Below are 25849 nucleotides of genomic sequence, written 5' to 3' on the forward strand. Positions count from 1 at the left end.
CGCTCATCTTTTGATAGCTGGTCACGCAATTCATACGGGCGTTAGTAGCCAATTTGGCCATTTATCGTCTACGATGCTGGCCATCCAATCACTATCGGGAGCCGAGCGATGAATTTCCAGGAGTCTGTCAAAACCTGTTTTACCAAGTACGCCGATTTCACCGGCATGGCATCGCGCCCCGAGTACTGGTGGTTTGCATTGTTCTGCGTCGTGGCCAACTTCGTCATCTCTGCCGTCAGTCCCATGCTGGGCGTGGTGTTCTCCTTGGGCACCTTGGTACCGGGGCTTGCCGTAGGAACCCGACGCCTGCGCGAAACCCAACGTAGCGGCTGGTGGCAGCTGTTGTGGCTGGTCCCCCTCCTCGGCTGGATCATCATCATCATCTTTTTGGCACAGCCAGCTACAACCACCACCACCACCGCCGCTACCGAGTGAAAGCGGGCTGACCTGCAAGGGCTTTTGCGCTGGGCTATGCTCACCGCATGAGCCTGCTTTTCACTCCCTACACACTCCCTTCTCACCGCGGTGGTCTGACGCTTCCGAACCGCATTGTCGTGGCACCGATGTGCCAGTACTCGGCCGTCAACGGTTGCGCCACCGACTGGCATTTGATGCACTGGGGCAACCTGCTCAACAGCGGCGCGGGCCTGTTCACTATCGAGGCGACGGCTGTCACGCCAGAGGGGCGTATCACACCGGCATGCCTGGGTCTGTGGGACGAGACAACCGAACGTGCGCTTGCGGACAAGCTGCACCGCGCCCGCAAGCTCGCACCACACACCGCCGTTTGCATCCAGCTGGCACATGCGGGGCGCAAGGCCTCCAGTGCGCTGCCCTGGCAGGGCGCGCAGCAGTTGCCAGGTGATCAGGGCGGTTGGGAAACCTTTGCACCCAGCGCCACGGCTTACAAGGATGGCGAAACCTCTCCCACCGCAATGGCCCAGGCCGAGCTTGACCGCGTGCGCGATGCCTTTGTCGTCGCAGCGCAGCGGGCCTATGCGATGGGCATCGACGCCATTGAAATCCACAACGCACACGGCTATTTGCTGCACGAATTTTTGTCACCACTGGCGAATCAGCGCACAGATGCCTACGGCGGCAGTTTCGAGAACCGTATCCGCTATCCGCTAGAAGTATTTGCTGCCGTGCGCGCAGTGTTCAAAGGCCCAGTGGGGCTGCGTCTGTCTGCGTCAGACTGGGTCGAAGGCGGTTGGGATGGCGAACAAAGCGCCGAATTCGCAAAACGCCTTAAAGCACTAGGTTGCGACTTTATTCACATCAGCAGCGGCGGCATGTCGCCACTGCAAAAGATCACTTTGGCTGCGGGCTACCAGGTGCCGCTGGCGCGCCAGGTACGCGAAGCGTCCGGCTTGCCAACGATGGCAGTAGGCCTGATTACCGAGCCGCAGCAGGCAGAAGATATTTTGCAATCCGGTGATGCCGACCTGATCGCCATGGCCCGCGCATTTTTGTACCAGCCACGCTGGGGCTGGCAAGCCGCTGCCGCGCTGGGCGGACAGGTGGATGCCAATCCGGTCTACTGGCGCGCACCACCGCGCGAAGCAGGCGCCGTCTTTTCCACCGCCGTGGTGGTCGCGCGATGAGGAACCCCAGCGCCGGGGCGCCCCAAGCTGGGGTTAGCCCCCTTGGGGGGCAGCGACCCGCGCAGCGGCCGGGCGTGGGGGCCTGACTATGCAGGGCTTGCACCTCACAGCGGATTTGCATGGCTGCGCATGTGATGCACTGTGGTTAACTGATGCAGCGCAATTGGGTGCGCGATGCGTGCAGGCGGTGCAGGCCAGCGGCCTGCAAGCGGTGGCGCAGTTGTTTCACGCGTTCCCATCCACAGGGCATGGCCCCGGCGGCGTGACAGCTACGGTTTTACTGGCCGAGTCGCATCTGTGCGTACACACCTGGCCGGAGCAAAAGGCGGTAACGTTGGATGTCTATGTCTGCAATTTTGGCGGCGACCATTCGGCGAAAGCACAAGCGTTGATGGACGCGCTGTGTCAGGTCTTCCAACCCGAACACACTGAACTCCAGCGGTTGCAGCGCGGAGCGGTATCCGTCTGAATCATCGGCTGGCGCTGACCCGCCAGACCACGTTGCCCACATCATCGGCAACCAGCAAGGCGCCTTGCAAATCAATCGCAACACCCACCGGTCGGCCCAGCGCCTCGCCCTTGGCGTTTAGAAAGCCGGTCAGCACGTCCACAGGTTGGGCGCCAGTCGGTTTGCCCGCTGAAAAGGGAACAAAAATCACTTTGTAGCCGCTGTGCGGTTTGCGATTCCATGAGCCGTGTTGGCCGACGAACATGCCCTCACCAAAGGGCGGCAGCGACGCACCAAACGAAGATGCGAGGCCCAGAGATGCTGTATGCGGCCCCAGCGCGAAGTCGGGCACAACGGCCTTGGCAACCATGTCCGGGCGTTGCGGCTTCACCCGCGTGTCCACGTGTTGCCCAAAGTAGCTGTATGGCCAGCCGTAGAAAGCACCATCGCGCAGCGAGGTCATGTAGTCCGGCACCAAATCGCTTCCAAGCTCGTCACGTTCGTTAACGACGGTCCACAGCGACGCACTGCGCGGATCCCACGCAAGCCCGACTGGGTTGCGCAGGCCACTGGCAAAAATGCGGCTGGTGCCGGTCCTGGTGTCAACCTCCCACACTGCCGCGCGCTGCGCTTCGAGGTCCATGCCTTTCTCCGCGATGTTGCTGTTGGAGCCTACCGTGACATACAGCTTGCTGCCATCCGGGCTCGCGATCAGGTTCTTGGTCCAATGGTGGTTGATCGGCCCCGCGGGCAGTGCGACGACAGTGGTAGCCGCGACACGAATGCGCGTGTCGCCTGCGGTATATGGAAATCGCACGACCGCATCGGTATTGGCAACGTACAAGTTGCTGCCGATCAGTGTCATGCCGAACGGTGAATTGAGGCCCTCCAGAAGTACCGTTCGAACGTCTGCTACGCCGTCACCATCGGTATCGCGCAATAGCGTAATGCGGTTCGCGCTGGGCACTCCCGCACCCGCCCGTTTCATCACCAGCCCCCTCACCCAAGCCATGAAGCCGCCGCTTTCTTTTGGTTTGGGCGGTGCATTGGACTCCGCCACCAGCACATCCCCATTGGGCAGCACATACAGCCAGCGCGGATGGTCCAGATCGCGCGCAAATGCATTGACCCGCGTGCCTGGCGCAGCTTGCGGTAGCGCGCCTGAGGGCCATCCAACGGCGGGGGCAATATTGACGGTCGGGATCAGCACGGGATTGGGCGAAGGCAAGGTAGGGTTGGCGCCTGTGCCGGCAGAAACCGGCAAGGTAGCGATGTCACTGCAGGCACTCTGAGCGCCTGCCAAAAACATGACTGCGGCCAACAGTCTGAGATTCATGGCTTGCGCATCTCCGCATTGGCCAAAAGCTGGTTTGCGGCTTTCGATGCGACATCGGTACGTTGGGCTATGCAGTCCTCACGTTGGCGTGGGCCATGTGCAGCATTGCAGCGCCAATTGGTTTCGACGCGCTCGGCGTAGCTAATCTTGAGTGATGCGCCTTGGCGCACCGCATTCCGCAGCACTTGGTGCAAGACCAGCAGCAATACAAAAATAGTCACTGCGCCCAGAAGGTAGGGGGCAACACCCTCTTGCAAGTCTTCGTAGCGCATGGGAATCTCCTTTTCAGTTGATTCTGAGATTCACTTGTGTCCGCGTCTGTGCATCACCGCACGCAAAGCCCCCTATTTACGTCACGCCATGCATATTTTTTGTTCGGCAACCTGCCTGAACCGTTAAGAAGCCCGGGAGGCAACCGGGGATTCGGAAGCGTCTGCAAGCATGGGCGTGCCCACCGCCTCACTGTCCAGCGCGCAACTCGCTCCCCGCAATGCGGCATCTGAACTTACGTTCAGCACAAACGTCGGTATGGAACGGAGGTAGCGCGTAAATCTTCCTTTGGATTCAAAGCTGCTTCTGAAATCGGAATGCGCGAACCACTCGCCCAGCCGCGGCACAATGCCACCGCCGATGTAGACGCCGCCTCGCGCGCCCACTGTCAGTGCCATGTTGCCTGCGACCTGTCCCAGCAGACTGCAAAAGATGGAGAGGACATCCGCACTGTGTGCATCCCTCCCGGCCAAGGCTGCTGCCGTAATCTCTGCTGCACTGCGTGCGTCGACACTGGTGTTTCGCACCTGCGCCAAGGCCAGGTACAGGTTTTCCAGACCGGGGCCCGACAGCGCCCGCTCCGCAGATACATGGCCGAATCTGGCGTGCAACGCCTGAATCACCTGAGCCTGTTCTGGCTCACAGGATCCCAAGGTCACGTGCCCGCCTTCGCCAGGGACCGCGATGAATTGATCGCTGCCAGGAATGGGCACCAACGAGGCAACACCCAGCCCCGTGCCCGGGCCGATCAGCCCGATGGGTGCGCCCTCCACGGCCTGTCCTCCACCAATAGATCTCAGATCTTCTGCCCCTAGCGTCGGCAGGGCCAGCGCCAGCGTCGAGAAATCATTCAACACCAACAGTCTGTCAAGGTGCAGGCAATGCTGTAACGCCGTAATCGAAAAAGTCCAGTGGTGGTTGGTCATGCCCACGTGATCCCCGTTAACCGGAGTGGCGATTCCGATTGCGCCCGTGCGGGGTTGCGGGAGTTTTTCAATCCAGAGGTAGTGGACTATTGCGTCCCACAGGGTTTCGAAATCAGCGCAGGCAAAACTGCGCACGAATTCAATCGCACCGCCCGGCTCAAACTGGCATCCGAAACGGGCATTGGTGCCACCGACATCGGCAAGGAGGCGTGGATAACTTGTCTCTCGCATGGCCATAAGTCTATGGGAAAACGCAATTTATGACAACGCTGTCAAAAAATAGTATGATCGCGCCTAAAAATACCGACCCCCATAGTCGGGCTGAGCAATGCATGCCAGCAAAACTGTTTGGAGACAAGTCGAAATGCGAAGGCAACAACGTGAATTTAGCCGCGCCTGTTCACTCGGGTTGCGCCGCGCAATGGTCGGCTTGTTGCGCGTCTGCCCACCATGTCTTCGTTGAATAACGCCATCCCTGCAAGTCGGCAAATCGGGGCTTTCCCCTCTACGCAAATCCACATTTCAAAATGACAAGTCCCACGAACTCCGAACTCCTAAACCTGTGCCGGGCCCTGCCGCATGATTTTCAATGGGGGGCTGCAACAAGCGCCGCACAAATCGAAGGCGCCTACACCACGGACGGCAAGGGGCTCACTATCTGGGACCGCTTTTGCGAAGAACCAGGGCGGATCAACGATGCATCTGACATTCGAATCGCTTGCGACCACTACCACCTCTATAAGGAAGATATCGGTCTTATGCAGGGCTTGGGACTGGATGCCTATCGATTTTCAGTGGCCTGGGCCCGCGTGCAGCCCGACGGCAAGGGTGAGTGGAATGAGGCGGGGTTTGCCTTCTACGAGAGGCTGCTGGATAGCCTTCAGAAGGCCGGTATACGCCCCCACGTCACGCTCTACCACTGGGATCTGCCATTGGCATTGCAGGAGGATTTTGGAGGCTGGGAGTCGCGCAAGATTGTTCCGCTGTTTGCAAAATACGCAGCGGAAGTCGCCCGGCGTTTCGGAGACCGGGTTGCCAGCATCGCAACGCTCAACGAACCCTGGTGTGTCGCAACACTGGGTTACGAAGTTGCGCAATTTGCACCCGGAAAAAAAGACCGCGCGATGGCAATGCAGGTTTCCCATCATTTGATGATGGCGCACGGCGCTGCAGTGAAAGCGATGCGCGAAGTCAGCAAGGTGTCGCTGGGCGTCGTACTCAATCACACGCCCGCGTATGCCGCCGAACCGCTGGAGGCAGACCGTCAGGCGGCGCGCATTGACGACGGCCTCAATGTCCGGTGGTACATGGACCCGATCTTCCGCGGGCAGTACCCCGCCGACGTTATCCATCACCTGGGTGCCGACGCGCCCAAGATGGAAGCGGCCGATCTTTCACTCATTTGCCAACCGCTGGATTTTCTGGGCATCAATTTCTACACACGCAGCTTCATCAGCACACAGCAGCCGCCCAAGCCCGCACCCGGCAAGCAGGGCTTTACCGACATGGGGTGGGAGATTTACCCCGAAGCACTGACACAGCACCTGGTGCGCATCTCGCGAGAGTACAGCCCCCCTCCAATCTTCATCACAGAGAACGGCATGGCCAATGCCGATAGCCTGGTCGGAGGTGAGATCAAGGATGTTGAGCGCGTGAAGTATGTAAATGATCACGTGGCCGCGGTCGCCCGTGCTGTGAGTCTTGGCGTCAATGTACGGGGCTACTTCTATTGGAGTTTGCTCGACAATTTCGAGTGGAATTCCGGATACACGAAGCGGTTCGGTATTTTCTACGTCGACTATGCGACGCAAAAGCGCGTGGCCAAAGACAGCGCACTGTGGTACCGGGATTTCATCGCTGCGTTCAAGGCGGGCAAGTCAGCTGCTACCTCGACTTGAACGGGTCAATTTCCATGACCGACACTACCAAGACAAAGCGATCCCCCATAGCCTGGGTCCCCACGGCATACCTTGCGGAAGGCATCCCCTTCGCCATGGTGATCTGGGTGGCCGGGACCATGTTCAAGGACCTGGGCCATAGCGACGCTGAAATTACGGTATCGACCGCGAGTGTGGGGATCATGTGGTCCTTGAAGCCGCTGTACGCCGGCTTCCTGGACATGTTCAAGACCAAACGATTTTGGGTCATTGCCATGCAACTCGTGCTGGCCGCCTTGATTGGCGTTTGGGCACTGTCATTGACCTTGCCGAACTACTTTGTCGTTGGTGTCTTGCTGTTGTGGCTGCTGGCATTTGCGTCTGCAACCCAAGACATCTGCATTGATGGTGTGTACATCACCTCATTGGATGAGAAGGCCCAAGGCAAGTTCATGGGACTTCAGGGGGCTTTTTGGAATGCAGGGCGCATCTTCGCAACGGCCGTAGTGGTTGGCACAGCTGGCTTCATGCAAAAGCACGGGATGACCGCCACTGCAGCCTGGACGGCTGCACTAGCCGTCAGCATGGCCGCCATGGCATTGTTGGCCATCTATCACTTCTTTGTACTTCCTCCGGGCTCTGTCCCCGAGCGCCCCAAAAACACACTGGCCGTCGCGTCCACCTTCAAGGACCAGTTCGTGGACTTTCTCAAGAAGCCGCACCTTCTTGGAATGTTGATGTTCGTGTTTTTGTTTCGCCTGGGCGAAGGATTTTTGCTTATCGAAGCGCCGTTATTTATGCAAGGCAGTGTCGCAAATGGAGGCCTTGGCATGTGTGCAACGGCCGCTGTCAGCGCCGCCTGCCCTCACTTTCTGGAGGACAAAGCCCTCATTGACGGCCTGATCAGCACCGTCGTCAGCCTTGTCTTCGGCATGTTGGGGGGCATCTTCGCCGGCAAGTTTGGCCTCACGCGCAAGACACTGGTGTTCATGGCTTTGTGTTTGAACGTGCCGCACATTACGTTTTATATTTTGAGTTGCCTGGTGACTCCCGAAGCGCCGGTGTCCCTGACCGTTATCGCAATTCTGGTCACCATCGAAAAGGCCGGGTACGCCTTTGGCTTCGTCGCCAATATGCTGTACATGATGCAGCAGATTTCTCCAGGCAAGTACCACATGACGCACTATGCCTACTGCACGGCCATCATGAACCTCGTGCTGATCCCAACCCAGATGGCCAGCGGCGTGCTGGCTGACCATATGGGTTTTCAGACCTTCTTCCTGGTCGTCATGGCCGCTTCGATACCGTCCGTACTGGGGGCTTACTTTGCGCCGTTCCCCAATAAACAGAATGCCGGAGTCAGTCCGTCAAAGATTGGGGAATGAGCCGGCAAGTGACCCTTCGAGAGTCACACGGAATTTCCAATTTGCTACTGCGCTGACTTCTTGCGGTCACTCCCGATATCGTTGACCAGATCGAGTACCCAGACCAACGGCGCGTTCCAGTTGATCGCCACCTCGTTTACCGAATAGGCGTTGATATCGTCGATCCAGCAAGTAGCAGGTCTGGATACACATGGGCCCAACTTGGCAATCGCAACCGGATCCTGCAACTTGGCATTAGGCCCTCCGGATACGGCGCCCGGTGGCGCCATCGGAAAATCCGGATTCAAAACGCCCGCCCAAAACCGGTGGTGCGGATATTTGACGGTCGCCGTACCCTCTCCGGTGACGAAAGATGTAGAGAACGCATTGCGACCGAACAGATAGTCAACACCCTTAACGACGCCGTTGGCGTAGTCGCGCTTGCTTGTAAAGGTGTAGGCCCAACCCAGCAACATCAATTTGTTGAGCACCGCTCCGTTGGAGCCCCACTCAAACTCCTTCAGTGTCAATGGAATGGAGTAGCCAGCCACACGCTGCGCGGCCAAATGCTTGTCTGCAATCGCGACGATTTTCTGCTGCGCAGCGGCGCGCCGCGCCTTCGCGCCTGCATTCATGACGGTGGCCATGGAGATCAGCCCGGCCAGCGCCGTGTGATCCCAACTGAAGTCCGAACGGGCAATGGAATATGCATCGATGCGGGAAAGGTACTGGCTGTCACTGGTCGTCAAATAGAGTTCCGTTGCGGCCCAATAGAACTCATCGTTGACATCCCCATCGTCATACGCCCCACCACCTGTGTCATACCCTCCCTTGTAGAGATCCGACGGGTTCAGGATCGCGGCATTCCAGGCGGCCTTTGCCGCTTGCAGGCATTGCGCGGAGAACGCTGGGTCGATGTCCTTCCAAATTCGCGCGGCTTGTGCTGCCGCAGCAGCGAGGTTGAGTGTGGCGGCGGTGGAGGGTGGAACCAATGCGCGCGTCTGCGGGTCCTCGGAAGGCGACAGCGGTAATCCTGTCCAGCTGACGTCGTGTACTTTGTGGTGGACCATGCCAGTCTTCGCAAGCCCTTGGGGTACTTGCATGGAAAGCATGAACTCCAGTTCCCAGCGGATCTCGTCGAGCAAGTCCGGGACACCGTTCTTGCTCTCGGGAATATTGAGCTCGCCGTCCACAATTCGTTTTCCCCTGCCCCAGTAAAGCCCCCGCTCGAACATGTTCATCAAGGTCCAGACGGAGATGCCAGCATTGACCACGTATTTCCCGTGGTCGCCGGCGTCGTACCAGCCTTTGCTAACGTCCAGCGCGTACTCACAGGTGCCTGGCCAACAGGGCACTTTGAAATCACCCTGGTTCTTGCCTTGGTTGACATGCCCCGCCGAACGCGCCCATTTTGCATCGGGTGCGAATGACGTTTTGCCGCCGCCCGTGAATGGCAGATCGATCGCGATTCCACTTCGGTTGTGATAGAAATATTTAGCAGCGTCGTACAGTGGCGCACGAAACACTGATGACGTGATCGAGAACGGATAGCTTCTATTGGATCCGACTTCAACGGTGAAACCTGATCCGCTAGAAGTCACAGTACTGAAGTCAATTTGCTGCACACGGTCGCCGCTTGACGCATCCACGATGCCAGGCAATGTTCGCCCCTTTGCAATGACTTTCCCGTCCTTCCTCAATACCCAATGCTGCGGGGAATTGGTCTCGGACTTAAATGTGGCGATCTTGACGGCATTGGGCAAATAGCCAATTTGGTTGACTCTGGGATTGCCAACCTCGGCCCCCACATTTCCGGCTGCAAGCAACATCGCACCGGAGAAGACAACCATACCGCGGTTTTGGACAATCATGGGACAGCCTCGTTATGGCGGATTCGCGTATTGCGGCAGGCCTATTTCTTCGCACCGCTTACTTTTTCAACCATTCTTTTATTCACTGCGCTTGTAGAGTCCCGCACCACCAACTCATGCGTCAGTACTTTGTGCACGTTCTGCAGCAGGTCCGTATCCACCGGTTCGTCGCGCCTGAGCGGCGCAATCAACATATCGACGGCCATGCGCGCCATTTCAAACATGGGCTGTCGTACCGTTGTCAGCGGTGGCCAGACCAAGCCCGCTGCGCTGGAATCATCAAACCCCGCGATGGACAGATCCCCCGGCACAGAAAGCCCAAGACGTTGCGCGGCGGCCAGAACGCCCAGCGCCATATAGTCGTTGCTGGCAAACACTGCGGTGGGACGAATTCGACGGCTCAGGACTTGATGCGCTCCCTCGACACCGGTCGCAAATGTGAAGTCACCCGTGTAGACAAGGTCCTTGTCGATGGTGATCCCATGGGTCTTCATGGCGTGTGCATAGCCCTTGTAACGCAGCGCTGAGGCGGCCTGGTCCGCAGGGCCTTTGATGAACGCGATGTTTCTGTGTCCCAGACTGATCAACAGGTTAGTGATCTCCTCCGACGCTTTGGCGTCATTCATGCGCACGCTTGGAATGTCCCCGACATCCTTGGCCGGCGAAATCAGCACGCAAGGCGTGCCACTTTCCTGCAAGGCGTTCAGTACCTGGATGTTGTCGCACAAGGGTGGCGTCAGGATCATTCCGTCCGGTCGAAGGGCACTGATCATGCGTTCGACCTGCTGCTTCAAATCAGGGGCATCGTTGTGTAGTGACTCGACTACCAAGTGGTAGCCGGACTCCCGGCAACGCAATGTTGCACCTTGCTGCACCCCGCCGACGTAGGATGCGCTCGGGTCGTAGTACAAAAGGCCGATCAGGAATGAACGCGCACCCGCCAAACTCCGTGCGGAAAGTTTGGGTCGGTATTTCAGTTCGCCAACAATCTTTTGCACATGCGCGCGCGTCTTGGCATTCACGCCTGGTTCCTGATTCATGACCCGCGATACGGTCTTGATCGAAACACCCGCTTTATGTGCCACGTCAGTAATGGTGGGTGGAGAACCCGCTCTGACTGTCATTGTGTGTTGCCTTCCAATATTGATCTGCCGATAACCTGCGCCAAAACCCAAAGGGCAGTCTGCCTACCCTTTTTCCGGATTCAGCTTGCTGCTCATGAAAAAGGCATTGATTGTCAAACGCCCCATTCCCGACAGGTAGCCCGCCTGTGGTGACCATTGAATGTCACCAGAATGGAAAATACCACCATCGTAAAAGACCGCACGGTTCCATTTCGCAGGAATGCGCCCAATCACTTCGAAGTAGCGATTGCTTTGGTTCATGTAGCCCGATGGAATTCCGTACTTTGCGCCAAATGACGCGCCGTCCATCGACGCAGCATCGCGAAAGAATTTTTGAGTTTCCTGCTCGGACATCAGTGATCGAAAGAAGACTGTCCCCCCGAGATGCTCTTCGTGGAACAGATAGTGGACAGACGCGGACATCATCTGCCCCGGCGTGAGACTGGAGTCGTCCCGGTGGCAGATGCGCTGACGGGCATCGAGCGCCGCGCTGTCCTGCGTGACGCGGGAGTAACGGCCGAACATGCCCTGCAGTGTCCCTGCCCCAAGCGATTCACGGCAATGCTGCTGGAAGAACGCGTTCAGCGTGGTGACCAACTCTGTTGGCAGCGCAAGCTGCGGCCCGGGGTAGGGATGGCCGGGCAGGATGCTGAATTGCGGCAGGACATTTTGCGCCTGCTGGACCAGCTCCATTGGGTTCTCGGCGAAGTCATCGACAACGATCACTTTGGAACCATCGGCCAGCGCAACCGTCTCAAGCTTGGCCTTGGGGTTGATACGCAGGTCCGTTGCACCACCCACACTCTTGGGCATCGTCGGCGCATCCATCGGCTTCTGCGCAGGGCAGAAATCGTTGATGTAGGCCTGGTGCTTGGGCAGCTTCATCAGGGTCCGCGCCACTTCCTTGCGCACGCCGCCGAGGAAATCTGCAAGGTTACGGTCGTCCATCTGGCGGGTGATGGGGTGGTGGGCCTTCGGCTTGATGCCCTGGCCCATCATCACCTGAATCCAGGAATTCTCGGCAAACAGTTCATCGGCGCTGATCACGACGCGGGCGCTGTCGCGGAATTGCTGTATGCGATGTTTGAGGTGCTCGGGAACCTCCATCTCGCGGCAGTCGCGCCAGAATTGGGAATCCGTCCGGTTGGTAACGTGGTAGTGGAGGATGACGAAGTCCCGGATGTTCTCAATGGCATCGCGCGACTGCTGGTTGTATTCATCGATGTCGCTCTGGCAAATGCCATCGGCAGGGAACAACTGGATCAGGCGTGTCATGCCTTTCTGAATCAGGTGGATGCTGGTCGACTCCAGTGGCTCCAGGAATCCACTGGACAGGCCGATGGCGATGCAGTTCTTCTTCCACACCACCTCACGCTGGCCCGGTGTGAATTTGATGACGCGGGGTGGGCGTAGTACCTCGCCCTGCACATTGGCCAGGAGCGCCGCCTTCGCTTCGTCGTCGCTAAGGAATTTGCTGCTGTAGACCAGGCCGTTGCCAACCCGGTGCTGCAATGGAATGCGCCATTGCCAGCCCCAGGGATGCGCGATCGAGCGGGTGTAGGGAACAGCATCGCCCACCAGCGAGGTCTGTGTCGCCACGGCGCTGTCACAGGGCAGCCAATGGGCCCAACTTTCGTAGCCAACGCCCAGCGTTTCGCCCAACAGCAGCGAGCGCATGCCGGTGCAATCGATAAACAGATCGCCTTCAATCAGCTCACCGTTGCCGAGTGTCAGCCCGGTGATGTAGCCGTTTTGCGCATCGGTGTGCACTTTGGAAATCTTGCCTTCGATCCGTTGTACGCCTTGCGCCTCTGAGAAGCGGCGCAGGTATTGACCATAGAGGGTCGCGTCAAAGTGGTAGGCGTAGTTGATGCCGTTATTGGGCAGCGTCGCAAAGCGGTTGTCCATCGCAGCGCGCAGCTCGAGACAGTAGTCGCCATAGTCACTGGCCAGACCGCGCTTGCGGCCCTCCAACCAGAAGTGCTGGAAGCCCGCTGTCCAGTGCGTCGTACCCGTTTTGCCGAAGGAGTGAAAGTAGTTTTCGTTGACGTTGCGCCAGTTCTCGAAACTGATGCCCAGCTTGAACGTGGCCTGCGTGGCCTGCATGAACTCCTTCTCGTCAAGATCAAGGATCTCGTGCATGAAGTGAAGTGTTGGGATGGTTGCTTCGCCCACTCCAACAGTACCAATCTCCTCGGACTCGACCAACCGGATTTCGTACTGCTTGCCAATGCTTTTTGAAAGCCCAGCAGCCACCATCCAGCCAGCGGTTCCACCGCCAGCGATGACGATGCGGCGGATCGGTTTGGGATGATCGGGAGAGTTCATGGAATTTTGTCCTAACGGTTCAAGCGATTCAAAAGGAAGGCGCGCAGATGCCGCGCCCGGTCTTGTGTGATCGGAGCCAGCACGCCCCGGGCATCCGTCGGGATGTGGGCAGCCGTGTGCTCGTCGGCCTCAAAGATGTAGTGATCGAAGAGCACTTTCCAGGCTTGGCGCTGCGCAGGCGGCAGGTCGCGCAGAGTCATCAACGCCAGCATCAAGGTATTCAGCGGGGTATCCATGTGCGCCGGAGATTGCCGCCACCAAAAATTCACCAGGGCGCTCACGGGTTCCAGCGCTTCCACTGCGTGCCACCACTGACTTGGGATGAATAGCGCATCACCCGGCATCAGCTCCACCGTGTGTCCGTGCTCCTGCGCGAGTGCAAAACGCGGAAAGCGCGCCAGATCGGGCTGTTTGATATCGACCAGGCTGATGGGTTGCCCGGCCGGTGTCAGGTCCAGCGGGCCGATATAGAGGTTGTCCACCTGTTCTGGCGGGAACAATGTAAAGCGACGCCGTCCGGCGACAACGCAGACGATGTTGTCCGGCACATCAAAGTGCGCCGATACGCGGGTCCGGTTGCCGAGCCACAAACTTACCAAGGGATCGCGTTGACCCAGGCCCTGGAGATCGTTTTCCTTGCGCAGGCCGGGGAAAGAACCATCCAGCTCGGTCGAGCCCAGGTAAAGCGCCGGTGGTTTGGGGTTGTCAGCGTTAGCCAGCAATTCGTCAAGCAGGGCTCCAAAGAGACCGACTTCCCGCTGGTAGTTGAATCCGGAAAAATCAGCGTTGTAAAAGAAGCGGCCCTGAATATCAGGGGCACCGCGCCAAAGTCCGACCTTTGTGGCCCCGCCGAAATGGCGAAGGTAATCGCAGAAATCTGCATCGGAGCGCAAGGCCGCTTGGACCATCGGCCAGTGGCGTACCAGGCCGCGCATGAGCACTGGCTCAGTGGACTGCAGCACATCGACGGGCAGCGCCTCGTGGCTCACGTCGTTGCGCTCCAACATGGGTTCAGGCTTCGCGCGCGAGTTGGCGGCGAATGAGGTTGGTGAGGTTGGACAGAGATGCGATTGCCATGTAGATCGGCTGCAGGTAGTCCGCCTGATGCAGCAGACTGACTGTATCGGCAGACAAGGCGGCCAGACGCTCCTCGTTGATCATGTAGTAGCCGACCAGTTGCCCATGAGAGCCGTCCGGTCGCTCAACGTCCAGCACAAAAGACTCGAGCAAGTCATTTGCGGTGAGTGCCTGGACGAATTCCGGGATAGCCTGATTCCCTTCGTGCAGCGTACGCAAGATGGAGTTGGCCGTTTCCAGAAATTCGGTATTGCCCCCTTGTGGCAGAAAGACGGCTTCACCTTCAGCACCCTTGCTGATGCGTGGGCTCGCCATATCGACCAGCATGCGCAGTTCGTCCTCGGCTACACCAATCGAGAAAGGCATGCGCCGCATGGCCAGTGGCAGGTACTCGGCGTCCCAACCGTTCTCGTTGAGGAAAAGGTTTTGGCCATCCTGCAAACCGAACAACACTACGGGAATGAAACTGCCCCCTCCGTCCGGCTGAAACAGGATGGGGTAGTGCGCCTGCAGACGCCTGAACTCGTCAGGCGTGACGGGACAGGACATGACATCGTCACCCCATTGCGCTCCGCGCTCTGTGACGATGCGAAGATCTTTGTGCGAAATATTGTTGAGCAGTTCGAGCATGGGAGTTCCGGCTTGGCTCACACGGCGGGAATGCCGTGTGCGTGAATGTGATTGATGAGGTCGCGTTGGCGCGGCAAGCCGCCCAGCAAACGCTTGGTGACTGTAGCAGCGATCTGGAGGTTGGCATGCGCCTGCGCAAGCCGCGCGGGACGCATCGCCGCCAGCTCGGGCTTGAAGCCCATGCCATACAGCACATACTGATAGCTCGCAGCAGGAAAGACTTCTTCAATGCGAAACAGGTCATTCCTGTAGGGCGCCCGATGACGCCACAGTTGCAGCAGTTCCCGCAGACGCTCCGGCACTGTTTCCATACTGCGGTGCTCGCGCCAATAGTCGGAATCGTTGCGCTGGTTCAAAACGTAGTGCAACTTCAGAAAATCGATGATGCGTTCCCATCGATACGTGAAGGCGTCATTGAAGCGTTTGGCCACAAGATCCATGTCGGCACGATTGGCTGGCAACTCATCACGGATCATCGCAGCGGACAATTCAACCAAAGCCAATGCGGAAGCCTCCAGGGGCTCAATGAACCCCGATGACAGGCCCACGGCCACGCAGTTGCGGTGCCAGAATCGCTCACGATAACCCGGCGTAAAACGGATGTGTCGGGGCGTGGGCAAGTCCGCCGTGCCACCACTGCGCTGGATATGCGCCCGTAGAGCGCGTTCAGCAGCGTCTTGCGTCGTGTGTGCACTGGAATACACCAGCCCCACACCGCGCCGCGTTGGAAGGCCAATGTCCCAAGTCCACCCCTCAGCGTGTGCAGTGGCAATCGTTGCCGAAGCAATGGGGCCATTGCTGTCAGGATAGGGAACCTGCAGCGCCAATGCACTGTCGTTGAACAGCACGTGCTGTTGTGATTGCAGGGCGATACCGAAGTGTTTTCCGAGCAGCACGGACGGCAAGCCGGAACAGTCGATGAAAAGATCGCCCGCCACGTCCCCATGGCCCCGGGTGTGCAATGCAGCGATGTCACCATTGTCATGCGAGCGCACCGCAATGACTTCATCCAGAACATGTCGCACGCCTAGTTTTTCGATCGAATGCTTTCGCAGCAGAAGACCGATCTTGACCGCATCGAAGTGGTAGCCGTAGTTGGCGACGGCTGCAAATTCCGGGGTGGATGTCTGCTTAGGCGCCAATTGCGCGTTGCAAAGATGGGGCTGGGGGCCGACGCTTTCTGCAAAGGATTGACCCGACTCTGCATGCAACCAGCCACCCACCAAATCGACCTCCCCATAGCCCTGCGGCAACGAAAAGGGATGGTAGTAACGGTCCTCGCTGCCGCCGTTGACCCACCCATCAAAACGCGACCCCTGCTTGAACGCAGCATCGCATTCGCGCACCAGCTCGGCCTCGTGCAGGCCAATACGCTGCAGGGTTTCACGCATGGACGGCCATGTGCCTTCGCCCACCCCGATGGCTGGAGTGTCCGGCGATTCGATCAGGCTGATTTCCAGTGCGCCGGACTCCAATCCGCCGTGTTCCACAGCCAGCAAGGCAGCAGTAATCCAGCCTGCCGAGCCCCCCCCCAACACCACAACGCGTCTCACCGCATCTGTCACATTAAGTCCCACCCAACACAAAGCACAAATTGTCGCCATGGGACAGGCGGCATCCGTGATATTCCATAAAAACAGTCCCCATAAATAGGGTCGGCCAATGCGGTCGACTCTGCTTTATGGGGACTGTAAACCCGAACTGTGCAGCCTCAACGACAGCACAGGTCAGGCACCCTCAATTTAAAACTTGTAGCGCAGACCAAACTGGTAGCGGCGCCCAGTTTGCGTTACCGACACCAGTTGCTCTTCTGAGCGACCGTGCTGACGGATGTATCCATCGTTCAGGTTGATCAGGTCAGCCTGCATCGTCAGGTTCTTGCCAATCTTGTAGCCAATTGACACATCCACTTGCCCATACGGTTCGGTATAGACAGGGTTATTGTCTGGACCACCATCGGCCTTGGAAAAGAGGAACTGACCGCGCCAGTTGTATGCCGCACGTACGGACCAGGCGTTGTCTTCGTAGAAACCAACCAAGTTGTAAGAGTTGCTAATACCCAAGAGTACAGACTGAGGGGCTATGCTTGTGTCGTCGAATGTCTGCCCGGGTTTAACCCAGGTGTAGTTGCCCGCGACACCAAAACCACTGGTGCCAAACACGTGCTGGGCTGTCAATTCCAGACCGCGGACGGTATCCCCTTCTTGATTGGCGAAAGAGTTGACAGCAAAGTTCATCTGCGGGTCGCCGGGCAGGCCAGCGATTTTGCCCAACGTTTCTGCACCGTTGACGCCGGTGACGGTCACCCCAGGCTGACCATTGAAGTTGGCAAAGATGTAGTTGCGCAGGCACAGTGGCTGGGCGTTGGCACCACAGGCCGCCTGGGCTGCCTTGTAGTACGCACCGCCTATCGGTGTGGTCACTCCTGGCACCGTCATGCTGACATTGGAATTCCCTACCGCGTCGGTGAGCGTCTTGAAGAACGCACCCGCTGCGACGTAGCTGGACTTGGCGTAGTAGTACTCAGCCGAGAGGTCGAAGCTCTTTGATTTCAGCGGCTTCAGGGCTGGATTACCGGTACCGCCACCACCCCCACCAGCATTTGCATTGCTGCCATTGATATTCACGCCACCCTGCAAAGCATTCCAGCCGGGACGGCCAATGTTCTCACCGTAACTGGCCCGCACCTTGACGTCCTTCGTCAGGTCCGCATCCCAGTCGATGCTTGGCAACACATAGGTGTAGCTGCCCACGCCTGTACCGAAAGTCGGCGCTCCACGTGTGTAGTTGATCTCATTCTGGGAATCCCACGAGGTCGCGGTGATAGGTACGACCTGGGACGCAGATTCGACATCCGTGCGCTCATAGCGCAGACCCAGCGACACATTCATCGGAATCGATGCCTCTATCGCATGATCCCACTGCACGTATGCGCTGGTGGATTTCTCAGTCGTACGCCAATCATTGCCCTTGGTGTAGTCGGCCGCGGCAGAAGAATAGGCCTCGGCTTGGGCGCGCGTCATCGGCGCACCTCCGCCAACACCCTTGGTCATGAGCACGGTGATGAATTGTTCGCGCAGGCTATTGAAGTCAGCCATGATGAACTGAGGGAACAGGCGTGAATCGCCGCTGCCAGGGATCTGACCAAAATATCCGCCAATACTCGACGAATTGTTGTACTTGACATTTGCGTAGTCACCCTTCGCGCCGACGCCACCCCAGTCATTGTTCTGGTTGTTGTAGCTGGCGGAGCGGTTTTGGACTTTGGTGAAGCCCAGTCCGGTGTTCAACGTATTGTCAGGGTCGAGCTTGTACGTAGCGCGCAACTGCGCTTGGTCAACGGTCTGGTCGCTCAAGTTGCTGTTGAACTGGGAACCGGTCATCTGCATCGCGGCGGCACTAAAAGTCGTCGTGGGCAAGCTCAAGATTGGAAACTTCTGGCCATAGTAGGCAATGGCATTACCTTGTGCAAACATGCCAAGGTCCATGACTGAGTAAGTGCCGAACGGGCTATTCGGTGCGGTAGTGGATGTGGAGTGGTGCGCATCGAACTCGACACTCAGGTCTTTGCTGACCTTCCAATCCGCATTGAAGCCGGTGGATCGGTTCTGCGTCTTCTCGCCATACATACCCGTATTGATGGCCAAATCATGATCGCCGGGGAAGAGCGAGGTCATCTCAAGCGGAGATGGCACCGACTGGGTGGTGAAGGTTGTCGGACCATACGAGAAGTTAAACCAGCTGGAAAGCTCGGCATTCTTCTTGTTGGTCGTGTTATCCGCCATCGTGTAATCGAGGGTGAACTTGAGGTCTTTGCTTGGGGCGAACTGCAATGTGGCCTGACCGTTGAGGCGCTCGCGCTCCAATGATGTCAGCGAGTACCGCAAATCAACCGGAGCCGTATACACGCCAGCCGGGCGGTTGGTAATGGGGTCTACACCGGCCGCGGGCTTCGCGGGGATGGCACCCCAGTCACCGTCTGCACCACCAGGATGGACCCGCCAGCCACCCTGTGTATAGGCCTTGTTGGACCCGGAATCTCGCTTTGAGTAATTGCCGCTGATTGCGATGCCAATCGTGCCATCTGCAAATGTATCGCTGTAAATTCCCGACAACTCTGGCGTAATGTTCTTGCCCTGGAATGCACTTGGAAGGCGTGAGTTGGACTCGTCAGAGTTGCCCTTCACGGAGAATGCGGCAACCCGTTGTTTGAGATCAAGAGGACGCGCCGTCTTGATATTGATGGTCGCGCCAATGCCACCGGTGGGGTTTTCGGCACGAGAGGTCTTGTAAACCTCGATCGCGGAGATCGAGTCCGTTGACAGGTTGGCGAAGTCAAAAGCGCGCGAACCGTTTGCACCGCCGTTCTCATTGCTGATCACCGAGGTCGGCATTTGACGACCATTCAGCAACACCATGTTGTAGTCGGGGCCAACGCCGCGAACCGTCACCTTGGAGCCTTCGCCGCTTGGGTTGCGGTCAATCGACACGCCCGCAACGCGTTGCATCGATTCGGCAAGATTCGTATCAGGGAACTTGCCGATGTCTTCGGCAACGATGCCGTCAACTACACCTCGCCCTGAGCGCTTGAGCTCGGTGGACGTATCCAGCGAACTGCGAATGCCGGTGACAACAACGGTACTCAGGTCGCCCGATTTGCCGTCGGTCGCTTGTTGCGCTTGCGCGAAAGGCATGCTCAATGCCAGCATGGTCGCGCATGCCGCCGCCACTGGACTTACTTTGGGGCGGTGCAATGCGGCTGGCGAGATTTTCTGTATTTTTTTCATGTGAATGTCTCCGAGGGGGTGAAATGCGTGACTACGCCGATGATCGGGTGACGGCAGTGCTGACGGCAAACTGGGGGCTCATGGAATCTCCTTTTGGTTATTACGATTTGCTGGCAAGAAACGTTTAGTGGCAGGGGCTAGACGGAACTACAAATAGACAGCGTTGTCACAATGAATGCGATTAGACAGCGTTGTCAGATCGCCGCGAATAGGTGTTTTCCCGTGTCTGCGAATGGCATACAACACCCCCTCAAAATCCAGCTCAGGCCCTCTCCATAGAGGTCACCCGAGGCAATTAATTCGAACTTCGAACTAATTAAATATGGCATCGTTATTGGATGGAATAGGTGTTTTCCCGCTCCGAATGGACTACGTCGGAAACCGCAGAAAAACACGCGTGCACCATCGCCTGTCAGGCCATCACCACACCGGCCTCACGGCGGCGCCTGGATAGCTCGTCCGCCATCTGCAACGTGGTCTGTTTGCTCAGCTTGTTGGCGATCAGACAAACCGTACATGCCGAGAAAAGCAGGCCCACGACGATGCTGGACATCACGCGATACCCGTCAATGGCATTGGCGGCAGCGGGGAATTGGGTGTCGTAGTTGAAAAGACCTGCCAGCAGCCATAGCAGACTCGCCGACCCCAGCGCCAAGCCCACCTTCAGCGAGAAGCCAATGGTGGCAAACACCATGCCAGTGAAGCGTCGACCGGTTTGCCACTCGGAGTAATCGGCCGCGTCGGCATACATGGCCCACATCACCGCGCAGGTGGGCGCATAGACCAGCGAACCCGTGACTGCCAGGCCCAGCATGCCCCAGACCGCCGTGGGTGGCAGCAGGTACATGGCAAAGGCATTCACTGCTGCCAACGCAAAACAGATGGTGGCAACCGTGCGCTTTCCAAAGCGCGCCGCCAAGCCCGACGACAGCATGATGACAATGATGGTGGTGCCGAAGCCAGCCATATTCACAATGCTGTTGAATACATCAGCCACATTGGAGTTGGCAATGCTGTCGCGCGTGCCGTGAACGACGTAGCCCAGTGTGTCCAGCAGGCTGTCCGAATGAATGGGGTTGGACGTGGTGAGCCCAAGCTGCTCAACAAAGTCAAACATCGCAGGCTTGTCGGCGAAGTGGTGGTAGTAGTTGTAATGGGCACCACCGCGCAAGGCCAGCATCGCAAAGTGGAACAAGGTGTAGCAGACCAGCGCAATCCAGGGACCATTTTTCAGCAAGTCCAGGAAATCCTGTTTGGGCGAGGACTGCACTTGCACCACTGGCTTGATGCGCTCCTTGGTGGTGAAAAAAGTAATCATGAACAACACCAGACAAGCCGCGGCCCAGATCGTCATCGTGACTTGCCATCCGTGTGCACGGTCATACCCCTGTGCGAATTTGGCCACCAGCGGCAGGGTGAGGCCACCCACTGCAAACTGCGCGATGTTGACGGAAACGAAGCGGTAGGAATTGAGCTTGGTGCGCTCGTTCAGGTCCGCCGTCATGACGCCGCCCAAGGCTGAGTAAGGCATGTTGTTCATCGAGTACAGCGTCATCAACAGCGTGTTGGTGATGCCGGCGTAGGCGATCACCATGCCGGTGCTCCAGCCCCAGCTTTTGTCCGGCGTGGTGTACGCCAGCACCATCACGATGACCCAGGGGACGGCCGTCCAGAGAATCCACGGGCGGAACTTGCCCCAACGGGTTTCCGTGCGATCCGCAAGCACGCCCATGATGGGATCAAACACGGCATCCCACAGGCGTGGCCACAGCAGGATCGCCGCCGCTGTATTGGCACTCAGGCCGAACACATCGGTGTAGAAATTGAGCTGGAACAGCACCATGGTCATGAAGACCAGATTGGCGGCTGCATCACCTGCGCTGTAACCGGCTTTTTCCAGAAAGGAAAGGGGCTGACTCATGGTGGCTGTCTCCTGTAATTTTTATGCAGCCTTCGACGGGCTGCTTCAAATGGATGACCTCGTGGTCAGGCAAACGCTTCGTAACTGAGGTAATCAAAGTCTGCATGCATGCGCGTACCGGCCAGGTCCTGGCAGGCCAGTCCGATGAAATTGCCTGTAAAGCCGAAGCTGCGCGCGAAGCCGTCTTCGAAGCGGGTGGCGAACTCGTCGCTGAGCATGGCCGTGTCCAGCGGTGGGCCGAACGCCTGCCACGCGCCACCTTGGGCGAAATGGAACTGGTAATGCGCATGGCGGAACTCGACGGCCAGATCGACCGCGCCGTCTGCCAGCACCAACGCCGCGCAGGTTTCGCTAAGCTTGCCATCGCGATTGACCTGCAGACGCAGAATGCGCGCGCCGCTATCCGGATCACAGGTCACGTGCAGATAGGCGTGGTTGCTGGTGTTGTAGTACGCCACCAGGCCAGCCATCTGCTGGAAATGCAACGGCGTGAACTCCAGGCGCGTTTCTGCCCGGCAATTGAAGTGCTGCTGGCGCCGCGCGACCAGGCTTTGTTCAAAAAGGCTCATCAGCGATTCGCGGCCTTTCAGACGCAACCAGCCCGTGCGTTCGCGCAGCGAAAGCCAGCTCTCATCGAAGGGCACCCGCAGCGCGTTGAGATGCGGATTCAAGGTGGTCGAGTCGAAATCGTCGCGCACCGGTTCAATGGGGAAAGCATGGGCTGGCAGCGCCGGCGCGGCAACCTGCACGTGCGGCCGGTTACCGCCGCCCTCGACTTCGGGCCAGTCGTCATCACGCCAATGGATGCGCTGCAGCGCCGTCTCGCGGCCGAGCGGGCAGTGCAGGGCCGGGTAGCCCGCGGCGGGATCGTTCTGGTCCAGATTCGGGCCACTCCATTCGAGCGGTCGACCACACAGATGGGCAAGCATCCATTCGCCAGTCTGTGTCTCGACCAGGCTTGCGTGGCCGGAGCGCTGCAGACCGTCGGTGCGTTGCTTCCAGGCAGTCAGCAACGGGTTGCCCGGCAGCGTCTCGTAAGGTCCGTCGATGTTGCGCGACCGGGCCAGTGTCACGGCATGCTCATAGAACGTGCCACCCTCGGCGGTCATCAGGTAGTACCAGCCGTTGCGGCGGTAGATGTGCGGGCCTTCGACGACCTGCAGCTCGGTGCCTGCATAGATGTTCTTCACCGGACCCACCAGTCGGCCGGCCTTTGGGTCGTACTCCTGCAGCAGGATGCCGTTGAAGTTGTGCTTTCCGGGCACATGGATCCACTGCTGGTTGAGCAGCCAGTGGCGGCCATCTTCGTCATGGAACATGCTGGCATCGAAGCCCGAACTGTTCAGGAAGATGCGTTCGCTCCAGGGGCCGTCAATCGACGGCGCTGTGATGAGATAGTTGTGCGCATCCTTGTGCGCGCCATACATGCTGCGCACATCGGTGTAGACCATCCAGAACAGGCCATCGGCATAACTCAGACAGGGTGCCCAGATGCCGGACGAGTCGGGGTGACCGGTCAGATCGAGCTGGCTCTTGCGCGTGACCGCGTAGGCACGGTGCTGCCAGTGCACCAGGTCTTTGCTGTGGTGGATACGCACCGCTGGCCACCATTCGAAGGTCGAGGTGGCGAGGTAGTAGTCGTCACCGACACGGAGAATCGACGGGTCGGGATGGAAACCCGGCAGCACCGGGTTCTGGATCATCTGGGACATGGCTTCACCCAATCAGGCGACGAACTTGTTGCACCAGTTCTCCAGGAATTCCTGGCGACCCGATACCGGCGGCTGGTCGACATTGCGATCCCAGGCATGCTGGGCCACGGTGTCGAGCGTGCTCTTGCCAGCCAGCACGTTTTGCGCCCAGGGCGCAGTCCAGCTGCTGTAGCGCTGCTCGACGAACTTGTGCATGGCGCCATCGTTGATCATCGCTTCGGCCATCAGCAGCGCCTTGGCGCAGACATCGACGCCACCGATGTGCGAATGGAACATGTCTTCGGCATCCAGCGACTGGCGGCGCGCCTTGGCATCAAAGTTAGTGCCGCCATGGGTGTAGCCGCCGCCTTGCAGGATGTAGTACAGGGCCAACGCAGTCTCGGGAATGTTGTTGGGGAACTGATCGGTGTCCCAGCCGCACTGCATGTCGCCGCGGTTCATATCGATGGAGCCGAACAGGCCCGTGGCGTTGGCCAGTGCAATCTCGTGCTCAAAACTGTGACCCGCCAGCGTAGCGTGGTTGGCCTCGATGTTGACCTTGACTTCCTTCTCCAGACCCCAGCGCTGCAGCGTGCCATAGACGGTGGCGACGTCGAAGTCGTATTGGTGTTTGCTGGGCTCGCGCGGCTTGGGCTCCAGCATCACGAAACCGGGAATGCCGATCTTGTGTTTGTACTCGACCACCATTTGCAGGAAGCGGCCGAACTGCTCGCCTTCGCGCTTGAGGTCGGTGTTGAGCAGCGTTTCGTAGCCTTCTCGTCCACCCCACAACACGTAGTTGGTGCCACCCAAGGCTTTCGTCGCATTCATCGCCTCGCGCACCTGCAGCGCGGCCATCGCAAAGGTCTCGGCATCGGGATTGGTGGCGGCGCCGCTCATGAAGCGGCGGTGGCTGAACGCATTGGCTGTGCCCCACAGCAGCTGGATACCCGTGTCCGCCTGCTTGCGGCCCAGTACATCGACCATGGCCTTCAGGTTGTCTACCGTCTCGCGCGGAGTCGCGCCTTCGGGCGCTACGTCACGGTCATGAAAGGTGTAGTACGGCAGGCCCAGCTTGCTGACGAAAGAAAACGCGGCGTCGGCCTTGGCCTTGGCGGCGGCCATCGGATCCTGAATCGTCCACCAGGGGCGCTCCAGCGTACCGGTATGACTGAAAGGATCGAAGCCGTTCCAGCAGAAGTTGTGCCAGTAGCAGACCGCGAAGCGCAGTTGCTCCTTCATGGTTTTTCCAAGAACGATACGGCTCTCGTCGTACCAGCGGTAAGCCAGGGGGTTGGTGGTGTTGGGCCCTTCGTAGCGAATGGGTGCTATGTCTTTGAAATAGTTAGTCATGCCGTGTTCCAGTTTAAAAATGATGAAACCGGCAGCCATGGCATGGCACGCCGGGATTTACAGCGGTGCGGTTTGTGCCGAAGCACCTCGCAAGTTCTGATAGGTCAATGGCCGCGTCAGGTGATAGCGCACCAGGGCAGCGGCGCCAATGGCGACGGCGTCTTCGCCGTAGCGCGTTGTTTGAATGGTGGGCGCAGGCAATTGGGCTGCATCGGAGTACTCCTGGAGCACAGAAAGCGCTGGCGCAAGCAGCGCGTCACCCAGCTTCATGGCAGGCCCCCCCAGCACAATGCGCATGGGATCAAAGGCGACCCAGAGGTTGTTGAGCAACACGCCCAAATGCCTGCCGGCGACTTCAACCGCCTTGGTGGGTGCAACCGCACCCGACTCGACCTGCGCAAACAATTTCGCCAGCGCCTGCTGCCTCTGTGGCATGGACTTGCCGGCTTTGCCAATCAGGTTGGTGAGGCCAATCACCGCCTCGGCACAACCGCGGCGTCCGCAAGAACAAAGCGCGCCCCCCGCCTGCAAAATCGTATGCCCGACCTCACCCGCAAAACCGCGGTAGCCGGTGAGCAGGCTGTCGCGCACGACCACGCCGGCGCCTACGCCATAACCAATGCTCAGGTAGATCAACGGGTCGGCGCCCGGCTGGGCCGAGAATTCGAACTCGGCCAGTGCTGCGACGTCGGCTTCGTTTTGTACGAACAGCGGCAGGTCAGCTAACAGGGTGTTTGAAAACTGGGCGCGCAATTGCTCGGCTGCGTTGACTTTTTTCCAGCCCATGTTGGGCGCGAAATGCAGAACTCCAGCAGCCTCATCCACGCCACCGTGCATGCCCACGCCGATGCCCAAAATGCTCCGGCCTTGCGCAGACATCGTGCGCGCCATACGAATCAGTTCCTTGCCGAGCAACTTCAGGCACGCGTTGACGTTGGTGACATCGTCATACGCAATGGCGTAGTGCTCCAGCACCTCCCCCAGCAAATTGGTGGCAACGATACGGATTTCGTCAATGCCCAAATCCGCGCCCAGGAGCGCCAGGCGTGTTCCATCGATGTGCAATGGCGTGGGCCGCCGGCCCAGGCTCCCGGTCACCACCAATTCACTCTCGTTGAACCAGCCCTCGTCCACCAGTTCACGCACCAGCAAACTGACCGTCGATTTGGTAAGACCCACCGCCTCGGCCAGGTCCGCGCGCGACAGTTCAGATTCACCCAGGAGCTTGCGCACAAGGACCAT

At 58.6% G+C, this 25849-nt stretch carries 19 protein-coding genes; 5 read left to right on the plus strand and 14 right to left on the minus strand.

The features are described 5' to 3' along the window. The first annotated feature begins 108 nt into the window (after positions 1–108). The 3 genes from AC1DV6_RS06705 to speD all read left to right on the plus strand — a co-directional run bounded on the left by AC1DV6_RS06705 (position 109) and on the right by speD (position 2073). Positions 109–435 carry a DUF805 domain-containing protein gene (locus AC1DV6_RS06705; RefSeq protein WP_477976361.1) on the plus strand — a complete coding sequence of 109 codons (327 nt, stop codon included), beginning with the start codon at positions 109–111 and terminating at the stop codon, positions 433–435. Between the two features lie 47 nt (positions 436–482). Further along, on the plus strand, positions 483–1604 hold the full coding sequence (locus AC1DV6_RS06710) for an NADH:flavin oxidoreductase/NADH oxidase (protein WP_477976363.1): 1122 nt from the start codon (positions 483–485) through the stop codon (positions 1602–1604). Positions 1605–1692: 88 nt separating this feature from the next. Continuing rightward, on the plus strand, positions 1693–2073 hold the full coding sequence (speD, locus tag AC1DV6_RS06715) for an adenosylmethionine decarboxylase (RefSeq protein ID WP_477976365.1): 381 nt from the start codon (positions 1693–1695) through the stop codon (positions 2071–2073). A gap of 1 nt (position 2074) precedes the next feature. Here the strand turns inward: speD and AC1DV6_RS06720 are convergent, their stop codons facing one another. From AC1DV6_RS06720 to AC1DV6_RS06730, 3 genes are all read right to left on the minus strand, one after another. Then, a complete protein-coding gene (locus tag AC1DV6_RS06720) occupies positions 2075–3388 on the minus strand; it encodes a PQQ-dependent sugar dehydrogenase (RefSeq protein WP_477976367.1) in 1314 nt (437 codons plus the stop codon). Beyond that, on the minus strand, positions 3385–3660 hold the full coding sequence (locus tag AC1DV6_RS06725) for a hypothetical protein (RefSeq protein ID WP_477976369.1): 276 nt from the start codon (positions 3658–3660) through the stop codon (positions 3385–3387). The genes AC1DV6_RS06720 and AC1DV6_RS06725 overlap by 4 nt, the downstream gene beginning before the upstream one ends. A gap of 123 nt (positions 3661–3783) precedes the next feature. Further along, positions 3784–4815, minus strand: coding sequence for a glucokinase (locus tag AC1DV6_RS06730; RefSeq protein ID WP_477976371.1), 1032 nt, complete (start codon positions 4813–4815; stop codon positions 3784–3786). A 296-nt stretch (positions 4816–5111) separates the two neighbouring features. On the opposite strand from AC1DV6_RS06730, the gene AC1DV6_RS06735 reads away from it, so the two are divergent. Next, positions 5112–6482, plus strand: a complete 1371-nt coding sequence (locus AC1DV6_RS06735) for a GH1 family beta-glucosidase (protein WP_477976373.1) — start codon at positions 5112–5114, stop codon at positions 6480–6482. Positions 6483–6496: 14 nt separating this feature from the next. Then, the gene (locus AC1DV6_RS06740; protein ID WP_477976375.1) at positions 6497–7846 is read left to right on the plus strand and encodes an MFS transporter; all 1350 of its coding nucleotides are present in this window, start codon (positions 6497–6499) and stop codon (positions 7844–7846) included. A gap of 44 nt (positions 7847–7890) precedes the next feature. Here the strand turns inward: AC1DV6_RS06740 and AC1DV6_RS06745 are convergent, their stop codons facing one another. From AC1DV6_RS06745 to AC1DV6_RS06795, 11 genes are all read right to left on the minus strand, one after another. Next, positions 7891–9696: a glycoside hydrolase family 9 protein gene (locus AC1DV6_RS06745; RefSeq protein ID WP_477976377.1), complete on the minus strand. Its 1806-nt coding sequence runs from the start codon at positions 9694–9696 to the stop codon at positions 7891–7893. Between the two features lie 41 nt (positions 9697–9737). After that, a complete protein-coding gene (locus AC1DV6_RS06750; RefSeq protein ID WP_477976379.1) occupies positions 9738–10871 on the minus strand; it encodes a LacI family DNA-binding transcriptional regulator in 1134 nt (377 codons plus the stop codon). 12 nt (positions 10872–10883) lie between these two features. Continuing rightward, positions 10884–13148 carry a DUF6445 family protein gene (locus AC1DV6_RS06755; RefSeq protein WP_477976381.1) on the minus strand — a complete coding sequence of 755 codons (2265 nt, stop codon included), beginning with the start codon at positions 13146–13148 and terminating at the stop codon, positions 10884–10886. An 11-nt stretch (positions 13149–13159) separates the two neighbouring features. Then, on the minus strand, positions 13160–14155 hold the full coding sequence (locus tag AC1DV6_RS06760; protein WP_477976383.1) for a cupin-like domain-containing protein: 996 nt from the start codon (positions 14153–14155) through the stop codon (positions 13160–13162). Positions 14156–14159: 4 nt separating this feature from the next. Continuing rightward, positions 14160–14855, minus strand: coding sequence for a SapC family protein (locus AC1DV6_RS06765; protein WP_477976385.1), 696 nt, complete (start codon positions 14853–14855; stop codon positions 14160–14162). 17 nt (positions 14856–14872) lie between these two features. Continuing rightward, entirely contained in the window at positions 14873–16408 is a 1536-nt protein-coding gene (locus tag AC1DV6_RS06770; RefSeq protein WP_477976387.1) for a tryptophan halogenase family protein, read from the minus strand. A gap of 189 nt (positions 16409–16597) precedes the next feature. Beyond that, complete coding sequence (locus AC1DV6_RS06775; RefSeq protein ID WP_477976389.1) at positions 16598–19642, minus strand: TonB-dependent receptor; 3045 nt, start codon at positions 19640–19642, stop codon at positions 16598–16600. 412 nt (positions 19643–20054) lie between these two features. Continuing rightward, positions 20055–21563, minus strand: coding sequence for an MFS transporter (locus tag AC1DV6_RS06780; protein ID WP_477976391.1), 1509 nt, complete (start codon positions 21561–21563; stop codon positions 20055–20057). Between the two features lie 65 nt (positions 21564–21628). Beyond that, the gene (locus AC1DV6_RS06785) at positions 21629–23275 is read right to left on the minus strand and encodes a glycoside hydrolase family 43 protein (protein ID WP_477976393.1); all 1647 of its coding nucleotides are present in this window, start codon (positions 23273–23275) and stop codon (positions 21629–21631) included. A 12-nt stretch (positions 23276–23287) separates the two neighbouring features. Beyond that, the gene (xylA, locus tag AC1DV6_RS06790) at positions 23288–24607 is read right to left on the minus strand and encodes a xylose isomerase (RefSeq protein WP_477976395.1); all 1320 of its coding nucleotides are present in this window, start codon (positions 24605–24607) and stop codon (positions 23288–23290) included. Between the two features lie 57 nt (positions 24608–24664). Continuing rightward, complete coding sequence (locus AC1DV6_RS06795) at positions 24665–25840, minus strand: ROK family protein (RefSeq protein ID WP_477976397.1); 1176 nt, start codon at positions 25838–25840, stop codon at positions 24665–24667. Positions 25841–25849 lie beyond the last annotated feature (9 nt).

Source organism: Rhodoferax sp. P2_H8_2 (assembly GCF_056403235.1).

Coding starts and splice junctions, on each gene's coding strand:
- AC1DV6_RS06705 (WP_477976361.1), top strand. CDS start 109: ATGAATTTCCAGGAGTCTGTCAAAACCTGTTTTACCAAGTACGCCGAT.
- AC1DV6_RS06710 (WP_477976363.1), top strand. CDS start 483: ATGAGCCTGCTTTTCACTCCCTACACACTCCCTTCTCACCGCGGTGGT.
- speD (WP_477976365.1), top strand. CDS start 1,693: ATGCAGGGCTTGCACCTCACAGCGGATTTGCATGGCTGCGCATGTGAT.
- AC1DV6_RS06720 (WP_477976367.1), bottom strand. CDS start 3,388: ATGAATCTCAGACTGTTGGCCGCAGTCATGTTTTTGGCAGGCGCTCAG.
- AC1DV6_RS06725 (WP_477976369.1), bottom strand. CDS start 3,660: ATGCGCTACGAAGACTTGCAAGAGGGTGTTGCCCCCTACCTTCTGGGC.
- AC1DV6_RS06730 (WP_477976371.1), bottom strand. CDS start 4,815: ATGCGAGAGACAAGTTATCCACGCCTCCTTGCCGATGTCGGTGGCACC.
- AC1DV6_RS06735 (WP_477976373.1), top strand. CDS start 5,112: ATGACAAGTCCCACGAACTCCGAACTCCTAAACCTGTGCCGGGCCCTG.
- AC1DV6_RS06740 (WP_477976375.1), top strand. CDS start 6,497: ATGACCGACACTACCAAGACAAAGCGATCCCCCATAGCCTGGGTCCCC.
- AC1DV6_RS06745 (WP_477976377.1), bottom strand. CDS start 9,696: ATGATTGTCCAAAACCGCGGTATGGTTGTCTTCTCCGGTGCGATGTTG.
- AC1DV6_RS06755 (WP_477976381.1), bottom strand. CDS start 13,148: ATGAACTCTCCCGATCATCCCAAACCGATCCGCCGCATCGTCATCGCT.
- AC1DV6_RS06760 (WP_477976383.1), bottom strand. CDS start 14,155: ATGTTGGAGCGCAACGACGTGAGCCACGAGGCGCTGCCCGTCGATGTG.
- AC1DV6_RS06765 (WP_477976385.1), bottom strand. CDS start 14,855: ATGCTCGAACTGCTCAACAATATTTCGCACAAAGATCTTCGCATCGTC.
- AC1DV6_RS06775 (WP_477976389.1), bottom strand. CDS start 19,642: ATGAAAAAAATACAGAAAATCTCGCCAGCCGCATTGCACCGCCCCAAA.
- AC1DV6_RS06780 (WP_477976391.1), bottom strand. CDS start 21,563: ATGAGTCAGCCCCTTTCCTTTCTGGAAAAAGCCGGTTACAGCGCAGGT.
- AC1DV6_RS06785 (WP_477976393.1), bottom strand. CDS start 23,275: ATGTCCCAGATGATCCAGAACCCGGTGCTGCCGGGTTTCCATCCCGAC.
- xylA (WP_477976395.1), bottom strand. CDS start 24,607: ATGACTAACTATTTCAAAGACATAGCACCCATTCGCTACGAAGGGCCC.